The organism is Paenibacillus sp. FSL R7-269 (assembly GCF_000517865.1).
GTDB lineage: Bacteria > Bacillota > Bacilli > Paenibacillales > Paenibacillaceae > Paenibacillus_AQ.
On sequence record NZ_ASPS01000019.1, the window covers coordinates 164,390 to 180,576 of the forward strand.

At 56.1% G+C, this 16,187-nt stretch carries 2 protein-coding genes; both read left to right on the forward strand.

Going from position 1 to position 16,187, the window contains the following annotated elements:
• Positions 1 to 185: 185 nt before the first annotated feature.
• Entirely contained in the window at positions 186 to 14,264 is a 14,079-nt protein-coding gene (locus C162_RS09260; protein ID WP_036693736.1) for an S-layer homology domain-containing protein, read from the forward strand.
• 142 nt (positions 14,265 to 14,406) lie between these two features.
• On the forward strand, positions 14,407 to 16,182 hold the full coding sequence (locus tag C162_RS09265) for a sensor histidine kinase (protein WP_156949592.1): 1,776 nt from the start codon (positions 14,407 to 14,409) through the stop codon (positions 16,180 to 16,182).
• Positions 16,183 to 16,187: the final 5 nt, after the last annotated feature.

Sequence of the window (16,187 nt, forward strand, 5' to 3'; positions counted from 1 at the left end):
TATCTCATCTAAGAAAAACCGCGAAGCCTTGCTGCTGCGCGGTTTTTCTCTGTTTGTCCTTTAAAGTTTTCATTATTCTTTTATTCCCTTCCTTTAGACTCGAATATACAAGATATGATTTTGTCTATGAGAAAAATCTCAAAGATTGTCGAAAATATGGGTGCTGTGATGAAGGGGGAATTGACGTGAAGAACCACCGGGCAAAACAGAAAATCAGGCTCTTGCTCCATTGGCTGTTGATTGTCAGTCTAATTGCGGGGCTGTGGAATCCCGGACTTTGGCAGACTGGCCAGGCAGAAGCTGCGGCTGTGAACGGGACCGCCTCTGCTGCGAGTGATATTAGCGGTCATTGGGCGGAGCCGCAAATGAGCGAATGGATAGGAGGCGGGTATATCAAAGGCTTCCAGGATGGAAGTTTCCGGCCTGATCAGGCTATCTCACGCATAGAGTTTGTGGCGTTAGTGAACCGCTTGTTTGCTTACCAGGGAACGGGAAAGATCAGCTTCAAGGATGTTCCCTCTGCGGCCTGGTTCGTCTCACAGGTGCAGGCAGCGGTCCAGGCCGGATATGTGACGGGATTTCCTGACGGGACCTTCCAGCCGGACAAGCCGTTGTCACGGGTGGAGGCGGCTGTGATGCTCGCCAAGCTTACGCCTGTGCTGATGAAGGACGGCGAAGATCCGCTGAAGGTGTTCAAGGATGCGGGCAGTATTCCGGGCTATGGCCGTGATGCACTGGGTGCTGTACTAAGTGCCGGTTACATGAAGGGTTTCCCGGATGGAACGATTGCAGCTTCACGGCAGCTTACTCGGGCCGAAGCCGTTGTGCTGCTGGATCGTCTGAAGCAGCAGTCCGGCAGTCATGCAGAGGGAGGGATCATTCCTCCGGCGAAGACCTTGGAGACCGACGGCACTTATGGTCCTGCTACAGGCTCGTTCACCGTGGCCGGTGATCTTACCCTGAATGCGCCGGGCATAAAGCTGCGCAATATACAGGTTCAAGGAAATCTGCTCATCGGCTCCAAGGTTGGAGACGGAGAGATCTACCTTGAACAGGTGACGGTACAGGGCAGCACGGATATTCAAGGCGGCGGTGCCCATAGTGTACATATCAATCAGTCCCGGCTCGGAGTTGTAACCGTAGATCGCGCGGATGGTCTGGTACGGGTTGTCATCGGTGGGACAACGATCATCAGGCAGTTGAATGTCCAGTCTGATGCTAAGCTTGAGTCAGAGCAGAGCGGGACAGCTTCCGGCGGGATTGAGGGAGTGGTCATTTCAGGGTCGGGTGAAGTTACCCTGAGCGGAGACTTCAGCTCGGTGGAGATTAAGAGCAACGTCAAGGTTGTGGTCACCTCAGGGACCATTGGCCGCTTAAGCGTTGCCGGGGGAGTTAGTAGTTCGGCCATTACACTGAACGAAGGCGTTAAGGTGAGTGATCTGGAGCTGCATGGCACAGCCAGTGTATCGGGCACTGGGGAAATCGTGAAGGCGCTGGTAGATGCTCCGAAAGTAGTGTTTGAACGTTCCCCAGGCAGCGTGGAGACTACGACACGCGGAGAGTACACGGTTACTGCTCCGGCTGCAAGCACGGCTCCTGCCGGAGCAGGTGGAGCAGGTGGAACTGGCGGAGGAAGTGGTGGTGGAGGCGGCGGTGGCGGAAGCAATCCGACGACCCCGCCATCCCCAACAGCGACTCCGTCCCCAACGCCTCAGCCGACCCTGCCGCCTGCAGGGCAGCCGCTTGAGGTAGCAGTCACTGCTTCACTTGGCACCCTGGGAGGCTTCATGCTTAGCTTCAGCAAGCCTGTTGCGAATCTGACAGCAGCAGAGCTCTTGCTGAAGGATGCCGCGGGACAGGCTGTCGGGATCTCCTTCATCGGCTCACTGAACGGAGGAAGCACTTACCGGGTTGCCGCAGACTTGAAGGAGGGAGAGACCTACTCTGTGACTCTCTCCAAGGCAGGGTATGTCTTCGGCGCCCCGGTTACCTTCGTTGTTCCAGTGATCATACCGGAGGATATTCGGGTGGCTACGGCGGTGCAGAATATCACCGCAGCTGGCCTGGAGGTCCAATTCGATCAGCCGGTCGCGGATGTGCCGCTGTCCGGCTTCACCCTGAAGCGCAGCGGGACGGGCGAGGCATTAGCTATTCAAGAGGCTGCCGCTCTTAATGGCGGAACCTCTTACCGGCTGGCAGCCGGCTTGCAGGAAGGGGCTACCTACTTGTTAACCGTGACGAAGGCGGGCTACCACTTCGGCGGGGTTGTGTCCGTATTCGTTCCGGTCACGGACCCGGTGGTGATCTCAGTATCTGCTGAGGTCTACGGCATCACGGAGACGGGCTTCCAGGTATCCTTGAATCCGCCAGTAGCGGGAATGACCGCTGCCCATTTCGCCTTGTCAGTGGGGGATGGCAGCAGCGTTCCGGTGGACGGAGCGGCTTCCACAGAGGATGGCGGTGTATACACGATTACGGCAGGGCTTGTCCCGGGCAGCAGCTACACGCTTAGTATGGAACGGAGCGGCTATAGCTTCGGGACAGCGCTTGAAGTGACTGTACCAGCCGCAGGCAAGGTGAAGGTTGAACCTTCGGTTGGCACCGTACGTACTTACGGCTTCATCCTGTCCATGGATAAGACAGTGCCGGATGTAGATTCGCTGAGCCTGGTGCTGGAGAATGCGGCAGGCGAGCCTGTCAGTATCGACATGCTTAGTACAGTGGTTCCCGGCCGGCAATATGAAGTGTGGGCCAGCCTGGCGCCGAAGGATTCGTATACCCTTTCACTTGATATGGACGGGTATGAGTTCACCGAACCGGCGGCTCTGGCGGTCCAGGCAGAGGAAGTTCCCTCTTCGGCAGGCTGGGTGACGCATAGCGGATTCGAGCTGCGGTTTGCGCAGGGCGCACCGGACTTCCCGGCAGGCGATATGACTCTGCAGGCTCCGGGCGGCGGGGCCGTAGCGGTGGATGAAGTCCAGTTTAGCCCGGACAGAACATCGGCAATGATAGCTGCGGATCTGCCGGCAGCAGGAAGTTATGCTTACCGCGTCAATCTCTATGACGGACGGTTCATACAAGGGACCGTAATTGTTCCTGAGACAGTGGAGATCAGTAAGTATACGACCTTCGACGGATACCCTGGTGCTTATAGCGGCCTTACGGTTCACTTCGGGCGGGCGGTACCTGGGTTAACAGTCTCAGCCTTTGAGCTTAAGAATAGCAGCGGCGGGGCGGTTGTATTGGACTCGGCGAGCTCCAGTGACGGGGGCCGCACCTACAAGCTGCTGACCACGGAGATTAATGCCGGAGGCCCATTTGTACTTGGCCTTACGGCTCCGGGCTACAGCTTCGGGAAGCCGGCCACACTGGTGAATGCGACTCTGAATGTGTGGGGAGCGGGGCGGAAGCCGACCCAATTCATGGCCGGACTGAATCCGCGCGTGCCGGATTTGACGGCTGAACATTTCAGCGCCACGGATCTGGCAGGCCGTGAGGTTGCGATTACAGGTGTGACGTGGGATAACCAGCAGCGGATTTATGTAGTGACTTTTGACGGAGAGGGCGGTCAGAGTTATTACGTATCTGCCCATGCGGACGGGTATGACTTCGGCGCGCCGAAGAAGATTTATGTGTATGCCCAGAACACGGTGGTAGATCCGACTTACAGCGGCTTCACGCTGGTGATGGCACCTGCGATGAAGATTAATATGCAATACGGCTTTAAGCTAACCAAGGCTTTTGGAGGCCCGGAGGTTCCCATCAAGAAGGCGGTCATGAATGATCCGGAAGGCGGAAGCTATCAGTTCTCAGCCGCCTTGACTCCGGGCTACTATAGTCTCGCGCTGGATGCGGAGGTGGACCCGAACGTTGTCTCTTTCTTGGTTCCGCTAACCGCTACAGTCTCTGTCGGAGAGATTGAGAACAATGGGTTGCTTGCGAAGCTTGATTATGCCGTGGATGGGCTGGATGCCGGGAGTTTCGTATTGCTCAACAACGATACAGGTGATCCGGTAGTGATATCCTCGGCGTCAACGGCGGACCAGGGCGCAAGCTACCGGCTGTCGGCCCATCTGGCGGGAGGCAGCTACAATCTGAAGCTGGCCGGGCATTTGCCGGAAGCGGGTGTGAATTTCAAGGTTGCGGCTACCACAGACGCAGGAACAACAAGTGTATCGAAGATCACGAGTACAGGCTTCGAGCTTTCTTTTGCCAATCCGGTGATGGGCCTGCTTCCTGGTGACCTCACGATCACGGATGCGCAGAATAACAAGCTAAGCGGAATTACATTAAGCACGAGTGACAATGGCGGGACCTATCGTGTGCGGGTAACACTTGCGGAGAATGCAGACTACACGATCGTGCTGAAGAAAGGGTTCATCCTCTTCGACTCGCCGGTTACGTTCCATGTGAATAAGTGGATTGCCGCCAGCATAGCGGATGTAACGAAGGACGGGCGGTTCACCTTGAAGTTCACTCCCGCGTTCCCGGAGATTGAGAATTATCTGGGACTGTCGTTAACGGATGAAGCGGGCACGCTCTATTATCCGAATCTGTTCGAGTCGGCAGACGGCGGGGCGAGCTACCAGATTCGAGTGCCGGGCAATCAGCTGAAGCCGGGTATGGCCTATATGGTTAAGCTGGACAAGGATGAATTCTCAATGAATCCGGTCTCCTTCCGGCTGCCGCCAGCGCTGACAGTTACGGAGGCGACGACAGCAAGCGTGAAGGTGCAGCTGGATGCGCCGGTTCCGGGGCTGGCCCAGCGGCATTTTGTGATCCGGAATGCCTCCGGTGACAGCATTGCACTGACATCAGCGGCGACCACGGATGGGGGCGCTCATTACACTCTGGCCGGTGCCTTTGCAGGCGGACAGACGTATACGGTGCAGTACAAGCCTGATGTAGCTTATCAGGTGAATGAACCGGTTGCTTTTTCAATATCTGCAACGATTACGGCTGTGGTCAGCAATGTGACGGTACTGGGGTTCAAGCTTCAATTCAGCTCCCGGGTTCCCGGTCTCACCCCGCAGCAATTGATTCTCCGCGATCCAAGCGGCAATCTGCTCCCAGAATCCGATTATTCACTTAAGACAACGGATCAGGGGTTAAGCTACCAGGTGACGCTGAATGCGGCGGCAGCAGGCAAGGGGTATATGCTGGATCTGGCGAGAGAGGAATTCCGGCTGGCATCACCGGTCTCCTTCGATATCTTGGCGTCGGCTGCAATCTGGCTGGTCGGCACTGTGCGGAACAAGATTGTGGTGTCGGTTGCGCCGAATCTGGCGGATATGACACAGGAGCACTTCACCCTGTATGACAGCAAAGGCCGCAAGACCGCAATTACGGTGACCTCTCAAGGTCCGGATAGCGCGATGTATAACATTGAAGGGAAATTTGACGCCTTCGAGACGTATACCCTGCAGGCGAAGTATCCCGGCTATCTGTTCGGAGCACCGCTTACCGTGGGCTTCCAGATTGGGGTATATGCAATTATTCACAGCCAGTCGCGGAGCGGCTTCAAGCTTGTTCTTAGCTCGGAGGTGCCCGGTCTGAGTGCTGCGGACATTACCGTCACTGATAAAGGGGGAAATATCGCTGCGGTACAATCCCTCCAGGCTTCCACTGCTCCAGGCAGCTATAACGTGCTTGTTCCGCTATCCGGCGGCAAGACGTACACGGTGAAGATTGCTGCGAAGGCGCCGTATGTGTTTGACAGCATTGACCCGTTCACCCTGAATGCGGCTGCGGTCACGGTGGATCAGCTGTCGCTGACCGGCTTCAAGCTGAATCTGTCTTCCCCGCTCAGTCTGGACCCCGGGAATCTCAGCCTGACGGATGAGCAGGGAGAAACGGTTAACCTCCGTTCGATCCTTACCCGGGATGCAGGACGGTCTTATGAGGTTAGTGTCTATCTGAAGGCAGGCGTGCAGTATAAGCTGGGCCTGCATGTGGCGGGATATGATCTGGGTACGGAGCTGCCGTTGTCCATTCAGGCTGTTGCGGCTGCGTTCGAGGGGATGGAGAGCGGGAACAATCAGGCGTTCACCGTCCGTTTCGATCAAGCGATGCCAAGTCTACTGCCGGGCGATTTCAACATTACCCAAGGGGAGAACACACTCCAGACTCATCCCTTGAAAATATCTACGGCAGACGGAGGATTCACCTATAAGGTGGAAGCGAGCTTCTGGGGAACCGAGCGTTACGCGCTGCGCATTGCGAGGCAGGGATATGACTTCGGTGCTCCGCTCTTCATTGAGGTTCCGGCGATGATCAGCGCGGCTGTGCTGAGAACAGGCTCGGATTACGTGGAGATCGGACTGAATCCCGGTGTCTTCGGACTTAGCGCCGCTGATTTCACGGTCAAAGACAGCAGGGGGCAAGCGTTGCCTGTGTCCTCTGCGGTGACGGACGACCATGGCTTGACCTACCGCCTGAAGGCAGCCTTTGCCGGAGGCCAGACCTATACGATTGCGCTGCAACAGACGGGCCATGACTTCGGGGAGGTCTTGTCTGCTACGCTGCCAAGTGTGATTACAAGTGAGACAGGGCCGGTTAACGGGCAAGGGGTAACGGTTCTCCTGAACCCGGCTGTTGGCGGGCTTAAGGCAGGCAGCTTCAAGCTGGTGGATGCTGCCGGGCAGGCCATTCCGGTTACAGCTGTCAAAGAGCTGAATGCGGGAGCCGCGTATTCGTTATCTGCTAATCTTACAGCTGGAGCGGTCTATACGCTGACTGTGACTGCGGCAGGCTACGACTTCGGAGCCCCGCTTGCGGTGAAGGTACCGGTTCCCATCGCACTGAGCTATGACTCCATACAAAAAGACGGGCTGACGGTGAAGCTGGACCCGGCTGTTCCGGGACTTCACGCAGCCAGCTTCATCTTGAAGGATGCGGAGGGCAATCAGAGCGTTGCATCTGCGGCAAGCACGGCAGATGGCGGTGCAACCTACGCTGTGCGGGCGGCGCTGCAATTTGGAACGGATTACAGCCTGAGTATTGCGGCTGACGGGTATGATTTCGGAATGGTGCTGCCGTTCACGGTGCTGCAGCCTGTCGCCAAGTCTATTGAGACGCTGTCCAAGAACGGGTTCACTCTGCGCCTGCAATCCGCAGTTCCAGATTTGAAGGTCAATCACATTCTGCTGAAGGACAGCAGCGGTGAGGCTGTTGCGCTTGATTCCCTGGTGACGGCGGACGGCGGGCTGACGTACCAAGCGGCAGCGAAGCTAATAGAAGGGGCGGGATACCGGCTGGCCTTGACCGCTAAGGGGTATGATTTTGGCCCGTCGGTTCATGTGGATGTTCTTCCGATGCTGCAGTTGACTGCGGGTAGCATTAGTACCTCAGGCTTCAGTCTGAATCTGAGCAAGGCCGTGCCTGATCTGAAGCTGTCTTCCGTTCGCCTTAGCGGACCGGACGGGCAGGATATAACCCTTACCGCAAGCTCACTCTATGATGCTAATCCCGGTACAGCAGATGCGGGCAAAGTATATCAGGTGCGGGTGCCTATAAGTGCCGGACAAACGTACACACTTACGGTGCAGGATTCAATCCACCCGGTAGAAGGGCCGCTGGAAGTGGTTCTGCCGGTTGCGGTTACGAGCCAGGTCACCCGTGCGGATACCGGCGGAATAAGTGTGCTGCTGGCCCGCAAGTCTATCACGTTGCTGCCTGAGGATGTGGAGCTTCTTACGGCTGCAGGCGATAAGATCAAGGTGACGGGGATCGCAGCGGGAACTGACGCTGGTACCTTCATCATTCAAGCTCAGCTTGCTGAAGGTAGTACGTATATGCTGACTCTGAAGAAAGCGGGGTATGATTTTGGCGCAGCGGCTAAAGTGTACGTGGCTTACCGTGTTGCCTCAAGCCTCACAGGAGTGAATGAGAATGGCTTCACTGTAAGCTTCAGTGCGCCGGTTCCAGATGTACAGTTCAGCTTGCAGGACGCCGGCAACAACCCGGTCACACTGGGCGCAGTGTCCACCACAGACTTCGGCCAGACGTACAAAGTGGCAGCGAACCTGGCCTACAATAAGGAATTCAAGCTGCGGCTGAGCGCAGCGGGGTATGAGCTCGGGGCGGAGCTGACGGTGAATAATATAAGCGCGCCGCCGCAACTGATGGATGCAACCTCTTCAGAGAGCGGAACCCAGGTGATCCTGACGTTCGACAAGCCGCTGGCCAGTGTAACAGCAAGCGGTTCCTTCTCCGTTAAGATCGACGGACAATGGCAGAGCTCCGTAACTGCGGCACTCGGCGCAGATCCGGCGCAGATTCTCCTGAGCTGGAATAGCAGCGGCCGGGTAATTGGCTCAGCCTCTACGGTATCGGTAGCTTACACCGGCGTGAACCGGGTGAAGGCGGTCAATCAGACGTTCCTGGCGGTCTTTGACGAATTGCCGGTGGCCAATGCGGCGACCCTGGCCGGGTTCGTCTCCAGCTATGCCTATAAGAACGATGCAGCCTATCCGGCTCAAATCCTTCACAAGCAATATGGCAAGACGGCGCTGGAGACGGCGGAGCTTCTGCGGGACGGCGGCTTCAAGGCAGCGAATCTGTACCGTGCGGTGCTGGTCGAATACGGGATGATCCGTTCAGAAATCACTCCTATCCTGTATGCAATGAACGCGGATGCGTCAGCGCTCTTTGATGCTTACAATTCGCTTAAGCCAGCTACGGCTGCGTATGATGGATTGATTATAGGTGAGCTCCTCTCGGCAGGCTATTCGGCCAGTGAGATTGGCCCGGTCCTCCAGCGATTCGGTCTGCTCAGCAAAGACATCTTGGGATATCTGAAGCGCTACAATGTACCGGTGACAGAAGCGGCGAAGGTCCTGAGGGAGAACTGGAATGAAACAAGCGGAAATACCGTGGAGTTACTCGGGCGTACGGGTTATGACAGCAACGGGATTGCCGGAGCTGTCCAGAATGCATATGGTCTGAATCCGGCACAGACGGTGTCTGCTATGGCCGAAGGCAAGCAGCCGGCAACGAAATCGGCAGCGGTCATTAAAGAGCTGTACCAGGAGAGTGCGGTTACAAGTGCAACCTGGCTGTCCCAAGCCGGATATCCGGCGGCGGAGGTGAGCAAGGCGATTGCAGAGCAGTACAGCTACGCCAGTGCGGCTGAAATGCGGCAGGCCTTCATGGACGCCGGCTTCCCGGCAGCCTACACGTATGCTCTGCTGCGGAGGGAGTATTCGCAGCAGGATGCGGCGGCAGAGCTGCTTAATGCCAAGGTGTCTGCCCGGGATGCGGCTGAAGCGGTGAAAGCAGCCGGTGACGGAGCCGCTGTTATCATTAGCGCCTTAACGGCCAAGCACTATGAGGTGCAGGAAATTGCCCTCATTGTGAATGATTTATGGGTATCGGCGGGTACCCCGTTAAGCGATATCCTTGCCCAGTTCGCTGCTGGCGGATATGAGCCTTCAGCACGGGCCGCGCTGCTGCGGGAGCAGTTCCGTGCAGAGCTTCCGGCAAGCATTGCGGCGCTCTCTCCAGGGCTTACCCAGACCCAGCGGGAGCATATCCTGAAATACCTATTGGATGGGGGATATGATCCGGTTCTCTTAGCAGATTATTATCTGAAGCAGGGCAGCCATCCTTATGAATTGTTCAGACAATTCAGGCTGGCGGGCAAGACGCCGGTACAATCGCTGCAGACGATGCATGATGCCTATATTCAAGCGGGAACAGCGCTGACGTTGAGCGGAGCCATGGATCTGTTCTACCATGATTACAATAACCGTTACGAAGCAGACCAAGTCCTGACGGCGCTGCGTACCGTGTTCGCCCAGGATGTAGATGGGAAGGCGGATGCTACCGCACTAGCGGCTGTTATGAGCAACTCCACGCTGTGGGATAAATATGAAATTGCCAAGCCGCTTATCCGGCAGATGGGCCTCACAATTCAGGATTGGGTGGAGCTGGAGCGCACAGAGGCCTTGTCCCGGTTCGGCTGCGCTTGTGATGTACGTACGGTGGTGAAGGATACCCAGTATCTTTTCGCTGGTGCAACCCTGCCGGAGATTACGGTGGCCATGAGCTTATCCAGCAGCTATACCTTGAACATGATTGTGGAAGGAACGATTAATCTCTACCCTACAGGGGGTGTCAGAGCGAAGGGAATGCCTTACCTGATCTCTGCGCTGAAAAATGCGGGGTATTCCTTCGAAGAAGTCGCTGCGGAATTCGACCGCCAAGGGTGGAGTGAATGGGTGTCTGTCTTCAGCACATACGGAATTGCAGCAAGTGATGTGACTGCCTATTTGGTTACAAAAGGTCTTACCATGAGCCAGGTCATTGACCGGCTGGCTCCTTATCCGCTGAAGGACCGGGCGCTGGTCCTGCGCGAAGCCTACGGGCTGGATAGCGCTGCTGCGGTGGCACAGCTGCTCCAGCAGACTGACGAGGATCAGGAGGATATCGGCCGGGCAGCGGCCTGGGCCTACGGCAGCGATCCAATCGCGTTGTGGATTCAGACGCTGCGGGCACAAGGGGCTACGGCTGCCTCCGTGATTAATACGCTCGCCGCGCGATACCCTGCCTACTGGCAGTCGGACAAGGTGGGCCCGGCCCTGATTCAGGGCGGATTCAGCCAGGATGAGGTGATGCGGGGGCTGCTGATCCATGCCGGAGTGCGGGGCAACCTGAAGGCAACGCTTGCGCTGCTGCAGTCGCTGTATAGCCAGCAGCAGATTACCATTGCCCAGCTGCTGAGTGCGGCCAAGTCCGAATCGCCGGGAGACGGACTGGAATTTCTGCAGAAGGGCGGCTATAAGCTGCCTGATATTGCCCGCGCACTCAAGGATTATTACGGGCTTACGGCCGGAGAAGCAGCCAAGCTGCTTACCGCCGCTTATCCGAATGATCAGAGTCTTATTCTCTCCGGGCTTGCTTCCGTATACGAACAGACGCTCGGAAGTACGGTAGCAGAAGCGCTGCAGGAGCAGGGAATTACTGAAGTAGGCGCAGCTGTTGAATATCTGTGGAATGCGGGATTTGCTCCCAAAGAAATTGCGGTCTCTGCCAAAGACGCCTTCCACCAGGACGCAGGTCAGACCGCACTGCTCTTCGTGCAGAAGAATATTCTGGCAGATAAAAATGTACTGGTAACGACCCTTGCCTCTGTCTATGGACTGTCCGTAGAGCAGGTGATCCATGCACTGCTTGTCCGTCAGGGAGACCCCTCCTTCGAGGGAGCCATTGCCTTTGTGTTCCAGGCCCGGTTCAGTCTGGCGAACAGCATCAGGCTGGCCAAGACAGAATACGGATTATCTGCGGGAACCGCCTTGCAGCTGCTCACAGATTCCCGGTTATACCGCCAGGAGGATATCCTTGCGGGAGTGACGGATATCTACCGGACCTCGCAGCGTGAGAGTATCGTGGATTCACTGGCAGCCAGCGGGCTGGTCACCCTGGAATCTGCCGTAACCTTCCTGCGCAACATGAAGTTCGATCTGAACGGGATCGTCCGGGTGGGCAAGGAGCATTACCGGTTAACGGCCGGTGAGACTGCCGCCGCTCTGACTGTCGAGGGCACTTATAGTGATGAGGACATCCAGAGTGCGGTGTCCTATGTATACGGACAGAATCTGACGCAGACCCGGCTCGATACGCTGAATGCGCTGGGGATCACCGTGTTCGCTGATGCTGTGCCGGAGCTGATAAGCGCCGGATTTACACTAGCCGACCTGGTGCTTGCAGGCAAGACGCACTACAAGCTCAGCGCCGGAGAGACAACTTACAGCCTGCTGCAATCCGGGAGATATCCGGCTGCAGACCTTCTGGCTGCTGTGGCGGAATTCTATGGCAAGCCGGTGAATGAGAGTGTAGAGGAGCTGCTGAACCGCAGCGGTATTGCTTCCATCCAGGATGCAGCGCCATATCTTCGTTCGCTGGGCTACACACTGCAGGATGTGAGCGAAGTATCCAAGAACTACTACGGTAATACGCTACAGGCTACCTATGACGCCTTACTGTCTCTCCAATTGGAAGACGCCAGCATTATAGAATGGACTGTACGGCAGGTCTACGGCACAACTGCGGAGGAAGGCACTACGGCTGCCACGCCTCAATCAATCCTGCAGGAAGCTGGAATTACAGGGGAGCCAGCGGCCATTGCCTATCTATGGAACGCAGGCTACCCGCTACAGGAAATTGTCAGAATGCTCAAAGAGTATAACGGCCAATCTGCGGCCGCAGCGGCAGCATTGCTGCTTGCCGATGGCTCGTTCCATAGCTCTGCGGTTCTGAGCAGCATCAGTGCTATATATGGCACTGCGTATGATCCCGCTGTGATGGAGCTCTTCAGAGCGCAGGGCATCTTTACAGACGCCCCGCAAGCGGCGCAGGTCTTGAGTACAAGCGGCTACCGGATGGCGTATATCGCAGAATTACTGAAGAAGAGCTATGGCAAGACAGAGGCAGAGGCGAAGGACGTCCTGAACGGACTGGGTATTTACACTGCGGATGCGGTACAGAAGACAGTGGCCGAAATGTATTTCGCAGTGGGCACATCCTCTGGAACTCTTCAGCAAGTACTTGATCTGTATGGAATCACGGGTACAGAGGCTGCTGTAAGCCTGCTCTATAAGCAAGGTACACCGGTGCAGGATATCCTCCAGTATTTGAAGGATGCTTATCACTTGGGTGCCGATGAAGCAACCGCCCTGCTGGCCGTGCATGTCAAGGGGCCGGAGCTTGGTCTGGCCGTCACTACGGTGTATTACAGCAGCACGAATATCGGTTATCTCGCGAAGCTGATTCCGGCAACCTCTATGGGCAGCCCGGGAACGGTGGCGAACTATATGAAGGCGAAATTCAGGGATACCGATATCGTGCTTGCGCTGAAGGTGATGTTCAATCTGGACGCTCTCGGTGTGCTGGATGCAATCACTACGGCGGTGATGCCTGCGGAGCGAGTCCGGGCAGCGGTAACCGAAGTGTTCGGGGCTGATCCGCTCTATACTTATCTGAAGCGTATGAAAGACCGGGGAGCGAGTGCGAATGATGTCGCTGCCGAACTGGATCTGCGGGGACTGCTTGAGCTGGCACCGTCCGGCTACCTGGTAGATACACTGCGGAGCCTGGGCTACGACAACGCCAGCATCCTGAAGATGCGCTACAATTATTTCAACGAAATGCGTCAGAATGCAGGCACGGAAGAGGAGCAGGGAATACAGCTGGTGCAGCTCGGCGTAAATACACCAGCCGCTATCGTTCAATACTTGCGCAAGTGGAGTCTGACCCCTTACAAGGTTCTTAAGATCGTAAGAGCAGGATTGCCGGATGCACCAATCGCGGAGATTGCCCTTGCCATGCGTGAGCAGGGCTACGATGGTGAAGCCATTATGGGCGGACTTGAAATTATCGGAGAAGGCGGGGATAGCATTGCTGCGATTCTCAGGAAGCTTGGGCTTCCGGTGGTACGGGCACTGGTTTTCCTAGGCAAAAGCTGGTCCGTGGACGAGCAGCTGCAATGGCTGATCAGCAATGGCTATACACCAAGCGAATACATCCGCTACCGGAATGTGGAGACCGACAATACCATTGCAGTTCTGAGACAGCAGCTCGGCTTGTCCGCAACTGATATTGCCAAGCTGCTGAATAAGTATAAGGGCAGTATGAGTCACTATTACTTAGCCAAAGCACTGTATGACGGAGGATTTACACAGGTCAGTGAAGTAGCAGGTGCGTTGATCGCGATCAATTATCAGCCGGTCTGGCTGCTGGGATTGCTGGTGGGGATTGGCGGCTGGACCATGGATGATATCGCCCAGGGAATGCTGGATTCCGGGCTGATCTCACTCGTGGATCTGGGAACGGCGATTCAGATGGCCACGGGCGGCGTGCTGAAGGAGACCTATCGTATTCTCAAAAAGGTATCCACCGTGAAACAGCGGGAATTCTATGACAGTCTTAGCAGCGTGGAGCGCATGCTGCTGGACAACAATGAAATCGCCATGATTGTAGTGGTGTCCGCCATGCGTAACGGAAGGATCAGTATCGCCGATGCCACCAATCAGCTGAAGGTGACGGAAGGGATTGAACCGGAAGATGCACTGAAGGTGCTGATTGTATCAGGAGCCAATGTGCTGGATTCGGCAGGAGCCGTATGGGATGTCTACCGCGATTATATCGGGGCCAAGATTGTCCTCAAGATGTTCGAAAAGGCGGCAGGCAAGTATATTAGTGACTTCAGTAATTACTACAAGCTGGTCATGACGTTATCCAAGATTATCTATAAAGTATCCAAGTAAGAAATGAGGCTGCAGCAAAGGCCGGTCCGCATAAGGACCGGCCTTTGCCGGTAACCTGTCATGGAAAATCAAGGCGTGGACACCCCGACCCGGAAGGTGCTATCCTAACTTAATAGAATTTGTTATTAAGGGAGACGCAGCCGTGGAAAGTAGGCATTGGATGTCGATTATGCTTTTTATTGCAGCAGCACTGATGCTGTTTGTCTCGTTCCTGTCGTACCAGAAAAGACATCTGCCTGTTGCCAGAACGATGATTCTGATTATGCTGACAGCAGCCTTCTACGCCTTCGGCTATGGTCTTGAGCTGCTTAGCGGGAACTTAAGCCAGGTGAAGCTGGCGCTGCACATTCAATATCTGGGTATTCCCTTTGTCTCCACCTTATGGCTGGTACAAGCGATTCAATTCACCGGAGCCGCTGCGCGCTTCCGTAAGCGACTGATTGCCTTGTTGTTCCTGATCCCCGCCGTCATCTTCATCCTGCAGCTCACCAATGACTGGCATCATCTGATCTATCGGGAATTTCTGCTGAATACGGACCCTTCAGTCTCCTTGTATTACACCGTCAAGGGGCTGTGGTATAACATCCATGCTGCGTATAATTATCTGGTGCTGCTTGGCGGGATTGCGCTGTTCATATCCATGTTTGTGCGGGCGCTGCCGATTGTACGCAAACAGATTGCTGTTCTGCTTCTGGGTGCGGTTGCGCCTATGCTGCTCAATCTGTTCCTGTGGACCGGAACCCGAATAGATCTTACGCCGTTCGGATTTGCAGTATCGGGCATCGCCTACGCCTGGGGCATCCTCAGATTCAACCTGCTCCGTCTGACTCCGCTGGCTATGGCGCAGGTGTTCGAGACGATCCGGGACGGTGTCCTTCTGTTCGATTATGAGAATCAGATCGTCAGCTACAACCGTGCCGCAGAGAAGATGTTTCCCGAGCTTGGGAGCAGGCGGCGCTACCCGGCGGATATGACGGAGGTGCTTGCCGGCAGCGGGGAGCTGCTTGAACGTCTCAGGGGCTTAAGCGATGAGGACGAGCGGTTTGCCTATGAGCGGCTCCAAGCTGGCAGGCGTATGTACTATAATTGCAGCCTGTCCTTCATTCATGATACAGGCAGCACCCCTATCGGCAAAATCCTCTTGGTCAGCGACATTACCGAGCTGAAGGAGAGCGAGGTCCGGCTGCGCGAGAATGCCCGGCAGCTGTCCGAGCTGAATGCCTTCAAGGATAAGCTGTTCACCATTGTGGCCCACGATATCCGCGATCCGGTAGCACTGCTGGTCAGCCTGACAGAGCTGCTGGGCGACGGGCTGACAGCTGCAGATGGGGAGCATGCGGAGGTGGTGCGGGAGATTAAAGGGCAGGTGCGGAATACGTTCCAGCTTGTTGACAATCTGCTGGACTGGTACCGCAGCCAGAAGGGGACAGTGTCGTTCCATCCGCAGGTCTGGAGTGTGCAGCAGGTGGTCCGGCAGGCCCTGATGCTGGCGGGTACGAAGGCCGGGATGAAGCAGATCCGCCTGACGGAGCGTATCGGCAGCGAATTAACCGTCCGGGCGGATAAAGAGATGCTGGATCTGATCCTGCGCAATCTGCTCTCTAACGCTATCAAATTCACTGGGATAGGCGGCTCTATTGTGGTTGAAGCCCTGTTTGAAGAGGACAAGGTGATCTTGTCTGTCCGCGATGACGGGATCGGTATTGATGAAGCGACCGCAGACATGCTGCGCCTGGAGGAGCCGATTCTGAAGGCGCCGCTGGGAGAGGAGGCAGGAGATGCCCGCTTCGGCCTGGCGCTCGCGCGTGAATTTGTGCGCATTCATGGCGGGAGCCTGTGGTTTGAGAGCAAGCCGGGTAGTGGAACCACCTTCTTCTTCACCTTGCCGGGATCGGCAGGAGGCGAACGGATGGAGTAACGGGC